Annotated in this window: 15 protein-coding genes; 1 reads left to right on the top strand and 14 read right to left on the bottom strand. The window is 41.9% G+C overall.

The features are described 5' to 3' along the window. Positions 1-46: 46 nt before the first annotated feature. The 10 genes from A6J31_RS01420 to A6J31_RS01365 all read right to left on the bottom strand — a co-directional run bounded on the left by A6J31_RS01420 (position 47) and on the right by A6J31_RS01365 (position 9,694). Positions 47-2,695: a valine--tRNA ligase gene (locus A6J31_RS01420; protein ID WP_080610306.1), complete on the bottom strand. Its 2,649-nt coding sequence runs from the start codon at positions 2,693-2,695 to the stop codon at positions 47-49. Beyond that, a complete protein-coding gene (locus A6J31_RS01415; RefSeq protein ID WP_073950242.1) occupies positions 2,688-3,266 on the bottom strand; it encodes an AAA family ATPase in 579 nt (192 codons plus the stop codon). Before A6J31_RS01415 ends, A6J31_RS01420 begins: the two co-directional genes overlap by 8 nt. Continuing rightward, positions 3,266-3,826: a GNAT family N-acetyltransferase gene (locus tag A6J31_RS01410; RefSeq protein ID WP_080610305.1), complete on the bottom strand. Its 561-nt coding sequence runs from the start codon at positions 3,824-3,826 to the stop codon at positions 3,266-3,268. Before A6J31_RS01410 ends, A6J31_RS01415 begins: the two co-directional genes overlap by 1 nt. Then, on the bottom strand, positions 3,813-4,391 hold the full coding sequence (locus A6J31_RS01405) for a flavin reductase family protein (protein WP_080610304.1): 579 nt from the start codon (positions 4,389-4,391) through the stop codon (positions 3,813-3,815). Before A6J31_RS01405 ends, A6J31_RS01410 begins: the two co-directional genes overlap by 14 nt. A gap of 396 nt (positions 4,392-4,787) precedes the next feature. Then, positions 4,788-5,066, bottom strand: a complete 279-nt coding sequence (locus A6J31_RS01395) for a hypothetical protein (protein WP_142390723.1) — start codon at positions 5,064-5,066, stop codon at positions 4,788-4,790. Positions 5,067-5,520: 454 nt separating this feature from the next. Then, positions 5,521-5,724 carry a hypothetical protein gene (locus A6J31_RS01385; protein WP_002886082.1) on the bottom strand — a complete coding sequence of 68 codons (204 nt, stop codon included), beginning with the start codon at positions 5,722-5,724 and terminating at the stop codon, positions 5,521-5,523. Positions 5,725-5,856: 132 nt separating this feature from the next. Next, complete coding sequence (locus A6J31_RS01380) at positions 5,857-6,474, bottom strand: PepSY domain-containing protein (protein WP_080610301.1); 618 nt, start codon at positions 6,472-6,474, stop codon at positions 5,857-5,859. 112 nt (positions 6,475-6,586) lie between these two features. Further along, positions 6,587-7,471, bottom strand: coding sequence for an EamA family transporter RarD (gene rarD / locus A6J31_RS01375; RefSeq protein WP_080610300.1), 885 nt, complete (start codon positions 7,469-7,471; stop codon positions 6,587-6,589). After that, entirely contained in the window at positions 7,464-8,324 is an 861-nt protein-coding gene (gene thrB, locus A6J31_RS01370; RefSeq protein ID WP_080610299.1) for a homoserine kinase, read from the bottom strand. The genes rarD and thrB overlap by 8 nt, the downstream gene beginning before the upstream one ends. A gap of 83 nt (positions 8,325-8,407) precedes the next feature. Next, on the bottom strand, positions 8,408-9,694 hold the full coding sequence (locus tag A6J31_RS01365) for a homoserine dehydrogenase (protein WP_002885943.1): 1,287 nt from the start codon (positions 9,692-9,694) through the stop codon (positions 8,408-8,410). Positions 9,695-9,868: 174 nt separating this feature from the next. On the opposite strand from A6J31_RS01365, the gene A6J31_RS01360 reads away from it, so the two are divergent. Then, a complete protein-coding gene (locus A6J31_RS01360) occupies positions 9,869-10,747 on the top strand; it encodes a polysaccharide deacetylase family protein (protein WP_080610298.1) in 879 nt (292 codons plus the stop codon). A 40-nt stretch (positions 10,748-10,787) separates the two neighbouring features. Here the strand turns inward: A6J31_RS01360 and A6J31_RS01355 are convergent, their stop codons facing one another. From A6J31_RS01355 to argC, 4 genes are read right to left on the bottom strand one after another with little or no spacing between them, the layout of a single operon-like run. Then, positions 10,788-11,918 (bottom strand): acetylornithine transaminase, encoded by a 1,131-nt coding sequence (locus A6J31_RS01355; RefSeq protein ID WP_070654861.1) that lies wholly within the window; start codon positions 11,916-11,918, stop codon positions 10,788-10,790. A gap of 3 nt (positions 11,919-11,921) precedes the next feature. Further along, positions 11,922-12,659 (bottom strand): acetylglutamate kinase, encoded by a 738-nt coding sequence (gene argB / locus A6J31_RS01350; RefSeq protein WP_070654859.1) that lies wholly within the window; start codon positions 12,657-12,659, stop codon positions 11,922-11,924. Between the two features lie 26 nt (positions 12,660-12,685). Next, a complete protein-coding gene (gene argJ, locus A6J31_RS01345; protein WP_080610297.1) occupies positions 12,686-13,879 on the bottom strand; it encodes a bifunctional ornithine acetyltransferase/N-acetylglutamate synthase in 1,194 nt (397 codons plus the stop codon). Between the two features lie 28 nt (positions 13,880-13,907). Continuing rightward, the gene (gene argC / locus A6J31_RS01340; protein WP_080610296.1) at positions 13,908-14,930 is read right to left on the bottom strand and encodes an N-acetyl-gamma-glutamyl-phosphate reductase; all 1,023 of its coding nucleotides are present in this window, start codon (positions 14,928-14,930) and stop codon (positions 13,908-13,910) included. Positions 14,931-15,004 lie beyond the last annotated feature (74 nt).

Genomic DNA, 15,004 nt, shown 5'->3' with positions numbered 1-15,004 from the left:
ACTCACAAGCGATTAGACTAAATGGTCACTTTATATCATTAAAATATTACACCAATTTCTTCATTTCTTCAATACGTACGACTGTCGCATCGTATTTAGCTTGGTAATCTTCTTGTTTGTCGCGTTCTTTTTGGACGACTTCTGGTTTGGCATTGGCTACGAAGCGCTCGTTAGAGAGTTTCTTACCAACCATAGCCAGTTCTTTTTGCCATTTAGCCAATTCTTTTTCAAGACGGGCCAATTCTTCTTCGACATTAAGAAGGTCAGCGAGTGGCAAGTAGATTTCTGCGCCTGTGATGATGCTTGACATAACCAAGTCAGGTACTTCGACATCTGCTGCAATTTCCAAGTGTTCTGGGTTTGTGAAGCGTTTGATGTAGTTGACATTGTCATTGAAGAAGGCATCGAGCTTGCTATCACTAGTCTTGATCAAGATGGTGATTGGCTTGCTTGGTGCTACATTCACTTCAGCACGTGAGTTACGAACGGAGCGAATCACGTCTTTAAGAGCTTCTACACCAGCTGCTGCTGCTTCGTTTTCAAACTCTGGACGAACCACTGGGTATTCAGCAGTCACGATTGTTCCTTCAGAGATTTGGCCATAGATTTCTTCAGTCACGAATGGCATGATTGGGTGAAGGAGACGCAAGATTTGATCCAAGGTGTAAAGAAGAACCGAACGAGTGATGACTTTTTCGTCCTCATTGTCGCTGTAAAGCACTTCCTTAGTCAACTCAACATACCAGTCCGCAAACTCATCCCAGATGAAGTTGTAGAGGATGTGACCAGCCACACCGAATTCAAACTTGTCAAAGTTTTCAGTCACTTTTCCAATAGTTTCGTTGAGGTTGTGAAGAATCCAACGGTCTGTCACGTTACCTGCTTGACCAGCAGCCACTTTAGCTACATTTTCACGTGCTACATCCAAGGTCAAACCTTCATTGTTCATAAGGATATAGCGAGAGATGTTCCAGATCTTGTTAATGAAGTTCCAAGACGCATCCATTTTTTCGTAAGAGAAGCGCACGTCTTGTCCTGGTGCAGAACCGTTTGAAAGGAACCAACGGAGGGCATCAGCACCGTATTTCTCAATAACATCCATTGGGTCAATCCCGTTTCCGAGAGATTTAGACATTTTACGCCCTTGCTCGTCACGGATGAGACCATGGATAAGGACGTTCTTAAATGGTTGGCGTCCTGTGAATTCCAATGATTGGAAGATCATACGAGACACCCAGAAGAAGATGATATCGTAACCTGTTACCAAGGTTGACGTTGGGAAGTAACGTTTGAAGTCTTCTGCTTCCACATCAGGCCAACCCATAGTTGAGAATGGCCAAAGGGCAGAACTGAACCAAGTGTCCAAAACATCTTCATCTTGTTTCCATCCGTCACCTTCTGGTGCTTCTTCACCAACGTACATTTCACCCTCAGCATTGTACCAAGCAGGGATTTGGTGACCCCACCAGAGCTGACGAGAAATAACCCAATCGTGGACATTTTCCATCCATTGAAGGAAGGTATCGTTGAAACGAGGTGGGTAGAAATCAACCTTGTCGTCTGTATCTTGGTTGGCAATAGCATTTTTAGCCAATTGATCCATCTTAACGAACCATTGTGTAGACAAGCGTGGCTCAACAGGCACACCTGTACGCTCTGAGTGACCAACTGAGTGAGTCATTTTCTCAATTTCAACAAGGGCACCGATTTCTTCCAATTTCTTAACAACGGCCTTGCGTGCTTCAAAGCGGTCCATGCCGTTGAATTCACCAGCCAATTCATTCATGGTACCATCATCGTTCATGACATTGACTTGTGGCAAGTTATGACGTTGACCAACCAAGAAGTCGTTAGGGTCATGAGCAGGAGTGATTTTCACCACACCAGTACCGAATTCAGGGTCTGCGTGTTCGTCCCCAACGATTGGGATTGGCTTGTTCAAGATTGGCAAGATAACATTTTGACCAATCAAATCTTTATAACGGTCATCGTTTGGGTTAACCGCTACGGCAGTATCCCCAAACATGGTTTCAGGGCGTGTTGTTGCCACTTCAAGGGCACGTGAACCGTCTTCCAACATGTAGTTCATGTGGTAGAAGGCACCTTCCACATCCTTGTGAATAACCTCGATATCAGAAAGGGCTGTACGAGCTTTTGGATCCCAGTTGATGATAAATTCACCACGGTAAATCCAACCTTTTTTGTAGAGCTCTACAAAGACCTTACGAACAGCTTTTGATAGACCTTCATCAAGGGTAAAACGCTCACGAGAATAGTCTACAGAGAGCCCCATCTTACCCCATTGTTGCTTGATAGTTGAGGCATACTCGTCTTTCCATTCCCAAACTTTATCAAGGAATTTTTCACGGCCAAGGTCATAACGAGAAATGCCGTCTTCAGCCAAACGCGCTTCAACCTTAGCTTGAGTGGCAATACCTGCGTGGTCCATACCTGGAAGCCAAAGCGTATCGAAACCTTGCATACGTTTTTGACGGATGATGATATCTTGAAGAGTTGTATCCCAAGCGTGACCAAGGTGAAGTTTACCAGTTACGTTTGGTGGTGGAATGACGATTGAATAAGGCTTAGCCTTTTTATCGCCTGAAGGCTTGAAAACATCTTCGTCAAGCCATTTTTGGTAACGACCAGCCTCAACCTCGGCTGGATTGTATTTAGGTGAAAGTTCTTTAGACATGTGTGTGTCCTTTCTCTATTGTTTTCATTTTTTCTTGAATCTGCTTTGCAACTTCTTCTGCGGACAGATTCGTATTATCAATTTTAAGGTAGTGGTGAAGACCTCTCGGTCGCTTTTGAGAATTAAGTTGATTCATTTTATCAGTCTCTAAAATCTCTCTTTCAGATACCTCAACATACCGTTTCAAGGGCTTATACTTCAACCGATTCTCCGTCCGATTTCGACGTAAGCGCTCCTCAAGAGACGTTTCTAATTCAACAAAAAGAATCTCTTGATGATACTCATTTAACAAATCTTGAATATTCTTCAAATACATCAGTTGGTATTGATTTGAAAAGTCAATTACGCCTGTTAAAATCACCGACCGATGATTCCTGGCGCTTGTTCCAAGAAAAGAAAAGTTAATTCCACGAACAAATTCCCACATTTCCTCTGTAAAATCTTGATAGATTTCGAGTGCGAAATCAATTGGTTGATGGTTGAAAAAGAGAGTCGCATCGGTGAGTTTCGAAAGTTCCTGACCAATGGTCATTTTCCCTGAGGCTGGAGCTCCAATGATAAAAACATGCATCAATCCACCTCCCACTCACTCTTCAGCAAGCCATATATCAGACTGTCGCAGCGATTGCCTTGGGCATTTTTGCGGTCTCGGATGCGAGCTTCGAGAGTAAAGCCAAGTTTCTCAGCGACTCGTTGACTTTGAAGGTTGTAACCAAAGCAAGACAGTTCAATCTTATGAAGCCCCAGTTCTTTAAAAGCCTGATTAATCAAGGTACGTGCTGCTTCTGGTACATAACCTCGGCCCCAATAATCTGGGTGCAAGGTATAGCCAATCTCAAGCACATCGTCTTCGTGTCGATGGTTGAAATCAACAGAGCCGATAATCTTATCAGTCCCTTTGACCACAATCCCATAGCCTGCTGGAAGATTTTCTTTTTGATTGCGCTCGGGAAGGAGATGTTCTAGGTAATAGATTTCATCTTCCAAGGTCTTGACTGGTGGAAAACCAGCTGGGTAGGAGACTTCTGGACGACTGGCAAAGTCAAAGATTGCCTCTGCATCCGCCACTGTACGGACTCGCAAGACCAGTCGCTCCGTCTCGATTCGTTCTAGCAACTCAGCTCTTTTCATCCCTCTTCCTCGCTTTCTTGATAAAGCTTCCCATGGGGTCGACACGATTATCTAGATAGCGATAGACACGTTTATGACCATCTCCCATAAAGTAAGTCGGTGCAAAAGAATCATTACGGAAATGTCCCTTGTCATCTAGCAAACCAGGATCAGCAAGGCGGTCTAGGATCTTAGCAAAGATATGACAGATGCCATCTTCCTCGATAATCCGATCTACCTGGCAATCCAATACGACTGGGCAAGCATCCAGTATAGGTGCTTGTGTCAGTTTAGAAGGTTGGAAATCTAAGCCGAGTTTAGCAATCTTTTCCCGATGACTAATAAAACCAGCCTGTTCCATCTCAAGCATTAAACCCTCATCAGGTATATTCACTGTGAACTTCTGATAATGTTTAATCTGGTCTGCCGCATTTTCCTCGCTACCAACCCCGATTACGAGCCAATCTCCTAGACTATAGGAAGAACTACAAGTCGTCACATTATAGCCATGTGTCTGGTCCTGGTAACCCAAGATAAAAATTGGAAAACCATAGTACAATTTACTGGTCTCAAAAGATTGCTTCATGTCACCCTCCTTTAATAGGAACGTAGACCTCGCTTGCGCTCCGTCTGCATCAATATCTCTAAATTCACCTGTGACCTTCGGTCTTGGTTATTTAAAAGCTATAGAAAATCCCTGCCATAACTATGACAGGGACGAATGTGTATCCGCGGTACCACCCAATTTTGAGTGGCAACCACTCACAGCTTTCTTGATTCAATTTGACCATCAGCAACCAGCTTTGACATTTGTGCGGATTTCTCAGTACCACCGCTTCCTGTGACAAATGGGCTTCAAAGCACCTCTGAATGGTCTTATTTTATCACAATTTTAAGACCAAGACAAATGAAATTATGATGGAAATCTTATTGATTTTTGAATTTGAAAGTATGTCCTCCGTCTTACTTTTCCTTACAATTTTCAATGGCTACTATTGCCTTTCATGACAAGTTCTAACTTTGCTTGGCTTTCCAAATATCTCTTACGGTAAGTTATTGCCATCGTTTTATACTCTTCGGAGGACATTTGATAAAAATCTGCTTCTTCTTTGTAAGATTCTACAAACTTTTTGTAATAATCGATATCTTTTATCGGATTCTTAATAATCTTATCTATCAACACATAAATCCCTAAAAATACACCACCAAGAATCATCCCAAGAAAATAGGGCGCCACAAGAAATGATTTAATTAACTCCATGAAGTTCACCATCACTTTCCTTCAAAATCCTTCTGAAAATGTTCTTTATGAACTTTTAATTCAAGCCCACAAACATCTTTGAGCTTTTTCCCAGCTGCAACTCGTCTTTGATGTGCTCTTATTAAAACATGTTCGGACTGTGTATGACTAATAAAATAACACAATAGCAGGTAAGTAACTATAACCCCTAACATCATAGTAATTATCCTAACCACCAAGAAAATCATCTCTCTACTCCTCTCTTAAGGAACTTGCTGAAACCATTGTAACAAAACATCGGCTAAAATCGAGACCTTTTTCACAAGAAATGGCTCATTTATCATAAGTAAAATCATTTATTTTATTATGAGTACATGAATGATGGTATTATATATATTTCAAGACAGATAATCTACATTCTAGATAACTTTATTTTCCATTAGAAAAATCCCTGTCTTCCGACAAGGATTTCATCTTATTTTTCTTCCTTAGCTCTTTCTTCTTTTAGCCATTTTTCATAGCTTTCGAGTAGATTGATAGCCATTTGGGTTGCCAAGGCTAGTGAGAAGGCTTCTGTACCTTCAGTTGTTTCGTCTTGGACTTCCAATTTACTTTCTTCGTAAATGGCTTTGAGAGCCTTATTGCTAAGCGTGTCTTTAAATGCTTGGAATTCTTTCATGGTCAAAGCCTCCTTGATTCTACGGCAACCTCTACAGCTACTGTTACCGTTTTCACTTTAAGTTTACACCATTTCAGAGAAATTGCAAGGATTTTCCTTAATAATAAGGAGGGCTTTCACTCTATCTGCGACCTACTGAGCAGGAGCCGCAGCCCCTGTGAGATACTCAGTCGTATAGGCTACGATAGCACCCGAATCAGCATTTACCGCGTATTTATAACGTAGACCGCTAGCAGCATAGTCAAAGCTGATATTGTAGACCTTACCGTCTCCTTCAGTCTTCAAATCCGTTTTCAAGTTTGTCACAGAACCTTCAGCTAGGCCAGCATGGTTAAGAGCTGTTGTTTGCGCAGTCTCTTTTGATACAGCTGTCTCTTCCTTGCTTTCACTAGGTTGAGTCTCGTCTTTAGGTTCTTCACTTTTTTGAGCGTCATCCTCATCCTTAGTTGTTGGATGGTCACTCTTATGTTTCAAAATAGATCCTGACTGACCATCAATTGTATACTCAAAATGGTTGTCTGACGTTGTGAAACTAATCTCATAACTTCCGTGAAGCCCAGAACGTGCTTTCGAAACTGTTGATTGGGAAATCTCAGAAGTTTTGACACCTGCATTTTTGTAAGCAATGTCTGCCGCATCTTGTTCTGACAAGCGATAACCTGAACCGTTAAAGATAAACAAGCCTGCAGCGATGGCAACTGGGATAGCGAGCAGAAGCAGATAGCCCGCTAGCTTTTTCATTTTTCGCATAAAATTCTCCGCTATTTTAATCTAATACTACTATTATATCTTAAAGTTCTAAAATTGTCAGATAAACTTGGCTCATTTTTAGGACAATATCATAAAAAGTTCCCGATAGCTATCAGGAACTTCTACGAAATGTTACTATTTGGCCAGTTATAAAGACTAGTATGGCCATCCAGATAAAGAGGAAGCCTTTCAACTCTCCAAAGCTGACCGTCTCACCAAAAATGAGGATGGCTACGAAAAGTTGAATCGTAGGATTAAGATACTGGATGAAACCAATAAGGTTAAGCGGTGCCCTTTTGACTGCTTCTGAGAAGCAAAGCAATGGAACAGCCGTCACCACACCGGATATGGCTAGGAGAAACATTTCCATGCTCGAATAGGAAGAAAATGATTCTGGAGAAAAGAAAACGAGATAGATAGCTACAAAAGGTAGTAGCAAGCCACTTTCTACTAGCATGGCTACGTCACTGGAGAGCCTAACCCCTTTTTTGATTAGACCATAGAAACCAAAGCTCAGAGCTAACCCCAATGAAACCATGGGAAGTTTTCCTGTATTGGCAACAAGAACCAGTACTCCTATAAAGGCCAATACTACTGCTGCCCACATGGTCCTACTCAATGATTCACGAAGAGAAATGAGGGCAAACAGGATAGAAACAATAGGCATAATGTAATAGCCCAGGCTAGCCTGCGTCGCTTGACCATGACCCACAGCATAGATATAAATCAACCAGTTAGCTGCTATGAGAAAACTGGCAAGCAGCATGCGAAGTAAGGCTTTCTTATCCTCCCAAAGCTCGACTAACTCATCTTTAAAACGTGCATTTTGCTTAGCAACTAGGGCATAGAGCAACATAGTCACTACAGTAAAAACAATCCGCCATGAGAAGGTATTATAAGCCGAAACACCTGCTAAAAGCTTCCAAAAAAGGGATAAAAATCCCCATTGAATATAAGTCGCTAGACCAAAGAGTAGCCCTTGATTTTTTCTAGTCAACGACAACACCTGCTTTATCCACAGATAGGATGAAGGTTTCACCATCTAAACCAAGACCATCGATAGCTGTTTTAAGAGCTTCAGCCTGATCATTTGGCGTCAAGGTCATAACTGTTGGACCAGCACCTGAGAGATAGGTAGCGTAGGCACCATATTGACCTGACAGTTCCTTAATAGTCGCAAATTCTTTAACCAGTTTTTGACGGTAGCGTTCGTGGAACATGTCTCCTTGGATAGCACGTCCCGCCTTAACCAAATCACCTACAAAGAGGGCAGCAATGGCAACGTTGGCAATAGATGATGCAGCTACAGCTTCTTTGTAAGACAAGTCACTTGGAAGCACCCCACGTGAATCAGACGTCTTAAGTTCATAGCTCGGGATGAAGGCTATAAAAGCACACTCTGGAAAATCTGTAACGATACTATTAACATGTTCGTCCACATAAGATGCCACAACAAGATTCCCAAAAATAGCTGGGGCAACATTGTCCGGGTGACCTTCAATCTTGGTCGCAATATCAAGTTTATCATCGTCTGAGAGCTTCAAGTCTGCCAATTGATTGGCCAACTCGATTCCTGCGACAATAACAGAACTTGAAGAACCGAGACCACGCGCCAAGGGAATATCTGATGTCATCACCAATTTATGAGGCTGCAAATCAGACTTCACTTGCAAGGCTGTTGAAATGAGGAGGTTATTTTCATCTGAAGGAATATCTCCCAAATCGTGTTCGATATGCCATGCATCCGCTGGTTCAAGCACCTCGATTGTCAAATATTTAGAAACCGCAACACCCACAGAGTCAAAACCTGGACCAATATTGGCAGATGTTGCTGGGACAGTAATTTTCATAATAATACACCAAAAGGAGGAAAGCCATCAGCGACTTTTCTCCTTGAATACCTTTCTTATATGCACCAGTATGGGCTTATCAATTAATTAGACAAAACTTTCAATGTGTTGACAACTGTGAAGTCTTCTGCTGCTTCAAGTTTTTCGGTAACAGCTTTAAGTTGAGTTTTAGACATAGCATGTGTAATCACAACGATACGAGCTGTTGTGCCATTTGCTTTTTGTTGCAAGACTTGTTCAAATGAAATATCTTCTGAGTTGAAGATTTCAGACAAGTGAAGGATTTTTCCTTTTTCATCTGGCGTATCAAGGGCAAAGTAGTAGTTGCTCTTAACGTCCGCTGGATTAGCCAATGGCAAGTCACGACGGAACTCGTTGAATGGTTTCCCAACATTGCCATCTGAAAGACGACGAGCAATACGGATAATATCTGCCAAAACAGATGTTGCTGTTGGTTTTTGACCAGCACCAGGACCGTAGTACATTGATTCGCCAATGCCGATAGATTCAACAAAGACTGCATTCATAACATCGTTGACGCTAGCAAGTGGGTGATTTTTTGGCAAGAATGTTGGTGATACTTCTGCAGAGATACCTGATTCTACTTCACGCACATCACCAACCAATTTGATGACATAGCCCAATTCTTGAGCGACAGCTACATCATCAGTAGAGATGTTTGTAATCCCCTTGTGAGTCACATCGTCGAAATCAATTGTGGCACCAAAACCAAATTGGCTAAGGATAACAGCTTTATAAGCAGCGTCAATACCTTCAACGTCGTTGGTTGGATCACTCTCAGCATAACCAAGTTCTTGGGCAGTCTTAAGAGCATCCTCATATGACCAACCTTCGTCAACCATCTTAGTCATCATAAAGTTAGATGTTCCGTTGAGCACACCAAGGATACGTGTCACCTTGTCAGATGTCAAAGAATTAGCCAAAGTACGCAAAATTGGAATACCACCAGCAACAGCAGCTTCATAGTAGAAAGCCACGCCCTTATCTTGGGCAAGAGAAATCAACTCTTTGCCGTGAGTTGCAATCAAGTCTTTGTTAGCAGAAACTACGTTTTTTCCTGCTTCAAGTGCTTTTGTGATAAAGGTACGAGCTGGCTCGATACGTCCCATCAATTCAACAACGATTTGAATCTCGTCATCGTTAAGGATTTCGTCAACATTTGTGACAAAATTGTAGTCGTTACCTGCAGCGATAAGACGATTTTTTTCCTCGTCATCTTTAACCAAAACCTTCGCAATTTCGAGTTGGTCACGTGAGGCTGCAAGAACCTTTTCACCATTTTCCTTCAAAAGGAAAGGAATACCGCTAGCTACTGTACCAAAGCCAAGCAATCCAATTTTAATAGACATTTACGATTTCTCCTTAAAAACATACATTTTTTTAATTGTAACATATTTCTATCGGAATTGACAGAATATTGTTGCCATTTAAGGAGCTAAGTATTCTTTTTTTACTGAAAATTCTGTGCATTTCCACTCCATTTTTGTTAGAATAATAGCTAGACCTATTTGAAAGGGGATACAATGACTTCTCAAAAGAAAAAATCAACTAACGCTAACAGAAAGAAACTGAACCTTCTTCTGCTTTTACTAAACCTAGTCCTTCTTGGCTTACTGGCAGTTTTTATGTTAAACCGCCCAAACCAGTCGAAAAGCAAACAACAACAGACTCAGACCAGTCAGTCTAAGACGACAGCTAAATGGAAAACCTATGACGAACCTGTCCAAATCCCTATCCTGATGTATCATGCCGTACACGTCATGGATCCCTCTGAAGCTTCTAACGCCAACCTTATCGTTGACCCAGACCTCTTCGAGGCACAAATCAAGGCTTTGTCAAAGGCAGGTTACTATTTCCTAACGCCTGAAGAAGCCTATAAAGCCTTTACCGAAAATGCCTTGCCTGCTAAGAAGGTTGTTTGGCTGACCTTTGATGATGGTAACGAAGATTTCTATACCATCGCCTATCCGATTCTCAAAAAATACAAAGCTAAGGCAACCAACAATGTAATCACTGGCTTTGTTAAGAAGGGAAATGCTGGAAATCTTACCGTCAAGCAGATGAAAGAAATGATGGCGCACGGCATGAGCTTCCAGTCTCATACGGTTAACCACCCTGATTTGTCAGCCACTGACAAGGCAACACAAAAGGTTGAATTAACGGATTCTATCGACTTCCTTGAAAACAAACTCAATACCAAGGTCAATACCATTGCTTACCCATCAGGTCGCTACAATCAAACGACACTGGACCTAGCTAAGAAAACATACAAGTTAGGACTAACAACCAACGAAGGGCTAGCTAGTGCCAAGGATGGCCTCCTCTCACTCAATCGTGTCCGTATTCTGCCAACGACAACAGCTAAAGGGCTTCTTAGCGAGATTGCTACTGACAATGAATAAAAGAAATCACTTGATTCTTGAATCAAGTGATTTTTATGTTCTAGTCAAATATTTCTGATAGGATAGCCACACCCTTTTCGATTTCAGCATCACTTAGGGTGATTGGTGGCAAAAGACGAATCACGTTTGTCCCTGCAGTTAAGACAATTAACCCCTTATCTCTAGCCGCCTGAACCAATTCTCCCAGATTGCCAGTGGTCTCTATACCAATCATATAACCCAAGCCACGCACAGTGGTAACCGTCTCTTTATCAGATAAAGCTGCCTGCAATTTTTCTTGTAGCTTGTTTCCATTTTTAAGAGCAGTATCCAGAAAACCTGGAGCCAACATAACTTCAAGCGTAGCCTTGGCCGCCGCCATAGCCAGTTTATTTCCTCCAAAGGTAGAGCCGTGACTTCCGTAAGAAAAAGCCCCTCCAAGAGATGACTTGGCAAGCATAGCACCAACTGGTACCCCATTGGCCAAACCTTTGGCCAATGTAAAGATATCTGGTTCAATATCGTAGTGCTCATAAGCATAAAGCTTACCAGTACGACCAATTCCTGTCTGAACCTCATCTACAATGAGATAAATACCTGTCTCCTTACAAAAATCAGACAAAGCCTTAACGAAGTCCTTATCCGCAGGTTGCACACCTGATTCCCCTTGAACCAACTCTAGCATAATAGCTGCAGTTTCTTCACTAGCTAGGGTCTTAACGCTGTCGATATCGTTAAAAACGGCATAGCTAAAGTGGGGCACACCTTCACCAAAACCTTGTTTGATTTTATCCTGACCAGTGGCAGACATAGATCCAAACGTTCGACCATGGAAGGAATTTTGGAAGGTAATGATTTCTTGTTTACCTGAAGCCTTACGGGCAATTTTGATGGCTGCCTCATTGGCCTCTGCACCACTGTTACAGAAAAAGGCCAGATAGTCCTTATCACCAATTAAAAGGTCAGCAACATCTTCTTGCAACTGATTGTGATAGAGATTAGGCTGGTGCAAAATCTTGCCCACCTGCTCTGTCAAAGCCTGATTGACATGGGGATGGTAGCCCAGATTGGTTACCCCAATACCTGATGAAAAATCCAAGTAGGTCTTGCCAGTTGTATCTATCAAATAATTGCCCTGAGCCGAAGCAAAATCAATCGCTGCCCGTTTATAATTTGAAAATAGTTTTGTCATCTCTTACTCCTTGATTATGGTACCATCTGTTAGGTTATCACCAATAATGACCTGCTCGACACCAGCTTGAACTGTCTGAACAGCACTTTGAATTTTAGGAATCATGCCTCCAGTTATCACACCTGAATCTATTTTTTTCTGAACGTCCACAAAGTTCAGATGTTCCAAAACCTGACCATTTTCTAAAACGCCCTTGACATCTGTCATAAGGATAAGTTTTTTGGCACCTAGACTAATCGCCACAGCTCTGGCAAGGTAATCGGCATTGATATTGAGCAAATCCCCCTGCTCACTATAACCTAGGCTAGGAATCAAGGGAAGTTTGCCTTGAGATAGGAGGCTCACTAGGGTTTGATTAGTGATGTTTTTGACTTCACCCACAAAACCATAGGTCTCTTGATCTAAGAAATCAGCATGGACAAGGTCTGGCAATTCATCTACAAGCTGATAGGCTGGCAAACCTGCAGTTGTCAGCTCATCTGCTAAGTTTTTCCCAACTATGTCAACCAAGGCTTCTTTGATCAAGGCCATATCTGACTGACCCGTCACACGAAGACCATTGACCTTGTGAATTGGAATATGATTCTCCTCCATCAGCTGATTAATAGCAAAACCGCCCCCATGGACAATAACAATTTTTTGACCAGCCTGCTGCCATTCTGACAGTTTAGCCAATATCTCAGGAGTTAGCTGCTTACTGGCTACTCCACCAATCTTGATTACAATATATTCAGTAGTCATCAGTTAACTCCTTTGTCATAGATAACTTAAGTATGGTAGAGGGCATTAATCTTAACGTAATCGTAGGAAAGATCACACCCCCATGCAGTTCCTTTTTCATGTCCAGCATGAAGATCTACCGTTATAGTGACTTCATCATCATGCATGATGTCTTTCATTTCTTCATCATCAAAGGAAACAGGACTAGAGACCAACATAACTGGCAGACCGCCAAGCATAATATCAACATTATCCACAGGGACATCCACACCAGCATAGCCAACAGCGGCTAAAATACGTCCCCAGTTAGGATCTTCACCAAAGATAGCTGTTTTAACCAGGCTTGAACCAACAACAGATTTGGCCATCATACGTGCATCAAGGGCATTAGGGGCATTGACTACATCAACTTGGATGAGTTTATTGGCACCTTCACCGTCCTTGGCAATTTTCTTAGCCAACTCTTGCATCACGAAATTCAACATCTTCGAAAATTTATCGAACTCTGGTGTATCTGGCAGAATCTCTTCATTGAGGGTACAGCCATTTGACATAACAAGAACCATATCATTAGTCGAAGTATCCCCATCAACCGTAATCTGATTAAAGGTCTTTTCCACATTTTGGCTCAAGGCCAATTGAAGGGTGTCACTAGAAATATTAGCATCACAAGTGATAAATCCAAGCATGGTCGCCATATTAGGGTGAATCATGCCTGAACCCTTAGCGACACCAGCCATAGTGACCACATCACGTCCGAAGGTCTCCGTCACAGCAATAGTCTTAGTCGCTGTATCAGTCGTCAAAATCGCCTTGGCGAAATCATCAGCATTACCATTAACCACTATCTTGGAAAGACCATTTTTCAAGGTATCCATTGGTAGCAACTCACCGATAATCCCTGTAGAAGCTACACCAACCAAGTCTGGTTCAACACCTAGCTTTTCAGCGGTCCACTCCTGCATGGTGTAAGCATCCTCCAAACCTTGAGTCCCTGTACAAGAATTGGCTACACCTGAGTTAACAACGATAGCCTTCATTTTTCCAGCCTTTTTAACTGAGGTCTTGGTCACAATCAGAGGAGCTGCAATCACCTTATTGGTCGTGTAAACTCCTGCCACACTGGCTTGCTTTTCAGAGACAATCCAACCAAAATCCATTTTTCTCTTTTTAAATCCGGCATGTAGCCCATCTGCTGAGAACCCCAGCGGACTAGCAATTGTTCCATCTATGACTTTCATATTTTTTCTCCTAACTCTATGCTTTCATCTACAAGTATGACGGTGTCATAAGCAAACCTTCCGTCTCATCCCATCCCTGCATGAGGTTGAGATTTTGCACTGCCTGTCCAGCTGCTCCTTTAAGCAGATTATCAATAACCGAAATAACTGTCAGAACATTGGTTTTTTCATTGTAGGCAAAGCCAATATCTGTAAAATTCGATCCGATAACGTTGTGCAGTTCTGGCAAGCTATCTTGAACACGTACAAAGGGTTTATCGCTATAAGCCTTTGTGAATGCTGAAGTCACATCAGCTACAGTCACGTCCTTCTTCAACTTACAATAAACCGTAGCCATGATTCCGCGATTAACTGGTAAAAGCGACGTTGAAAACTGAATCTCAGGCATTTCCGGATTAAAGGTCTGCAAGGTTTGAACAATCTCAGGAATATGCTGATGATGATTAAGTTTATAAGTCACGTAATTATCATGAACATTGACAAAATGACTAGACTCACTCAAAGCCTTACCCGCACCAGTTAAACCAGACTTGGCATCCACAATGACACTATCCGTCTCAATCAGATCAGAAGCAACCAAAGGAAGCAAGGCCAACTCCGTCGCTGTTGCATAGCATCCAGGATTGGCAATAAATTTCTTATCCTTCACATCTGTATATTCTGATAATGCGTATGTAAATTTATTCAAAACACTCTGCTTGGCAGGTGATTTTTTATACCATTCTTGATAAACATCTGCCAGCAAGCGATGATCCCCAGACAGATCAATAATAGGAAAATCAGCCAGAACAAATTCCTCTGCTAGCAAACTAGCGACTCCTGAAGGTGTAGCAAAGAAAACCAAATCCGCCTTTTTCATAATCTTCTCCGCATCATAAGCTTCAATGTCTAAGTCACAAACACCTTTCAGATAGGGATACACATCAGACAATCGTCGGCCCACTTCCTTGGTTGCGTGAATAGAAACAAGTTCCACTTTTTTATGATTATTCAAAATTTTAACTAACTCTAAACCACTATAACCAGTGATACCAACGATTGAAACTTTCATTTATGCACTCCTTTTGTATAAATATGTAACTAGTTTATTGCATTTTTATTCATTTGTCAAGGAGAAATTGAAAT

Source organism: Streptococcus sp. FDAARGOS_192 (assembly GCF_002073815.2).
Taxonomy (GTDB): Bacteria; Bacillota; Bacilli; order Lactobacillales; family Streptococcaceae; genus Streptococcus; species Streptococcus salivarius_H.
The sequence above is the reverse complement of the archived record's forward strand: the minus strand, read 5'-3'. Positions and strand labels throughout refer to the sequence as shown.

Bases quoted from the DNA above. Each gene is read 5' to 3' on its own strand.
- A6J31_RS01410 (WP_080610305.1), bottom strand. From the start codon at position 3,826: ATGAAAAGAGCTGAGTTGCTAGAACGAATCGAGACGGAGCGACTGGTC.
- argJ (WP_080610297.1), bottom strand. From the start codon at position 13,879: ATGAAAGTCATAGATGGAACAATTGCTAGTCCGCTGGGGTTCTCAGCA.
- A6J31_RS01360 (WP_080610298.1), top strand. From the start codon at position 9,869: ATGACTTCTCAAAAGAAAAAATCAACTAACGCTAACAGAAAGAAACTG.
- argC (WP_080610296.1), bottom strand. From the start codon at position 14,930: ATGAAAGTTTCAATCGTTGGTATCACTGGTTATAGTGGTTTAGAGTTA.
- A6J31_RS01420 (WP_080610306.1), bottom strand. From the start codon at position 2,695: ATGTCTAAAGAACTTTCACCTAAATACAATCCAGCCGAGGTTGAGGCT.
- A6J31_RS01405 (WP_080610304.1), bottom strand. From the start codon at position 4,391: ATGAAGCAATCTTTTGAGACCAGTAAATTGTACTATGGTTTTCCAATT.
- thrB (WP_080610299.1), bottom strand. From the start codon at position 8,324: ATGAAAATTACTGTCCCAGCAACATCTGCCAATATTGGTCCAGGTTTT.
- argB (WP_070654859.1), bottom strand. From the start codon at position 12,659: ATGACTACTGAATATATTGTAATCAAGATTGGTGGAGTAGCCAGTAAG.
- A6J31_RS01415 (WP_073950242.1), bottom strand. From the start codon at position 3,266: ATGCATGTTTTTATCATTGGAGCTCCAGCCTCAGGGAAAATGACCATT.
- A6J31_RS01365 (WP_002885943.1), bottom strand. From the start codon at position 9,694: ATGTCTATTAAAATTGGATTGCTTGGCTTTGGTACAGTAGCTAGCGGT.
- A6J31_RS01395 (WP_142390723.1), bottom strand. From the start codon at position 5,066: ATGGAGTTAATTAAATCATTTCTTGTGGCGCCCTATTTTCTTGGGATG.
- A6J31_RS01355 (WP_070654861.1), bottom strand. From the start codon at position 11,918: ATGACAAAACTATTTTCAAATTATAAACGGGCAGCGATTGATTTTGCT.
- A6J31_RS01380 (WP_080610301.1), bottom strand. From the start codon at position 6,474: ATGCGAAAAATGAAAAAGCTAGCGGGCTATCTGCTTCTGCTCGCTATC.
- A6J31_RS01385 (WP_002886082.1), bottom strand. From the start codon at position 5,724: ATGAAAGAATTCCAAGCATTTAAAGACACGCTTAGCAATAAGGCTCTC.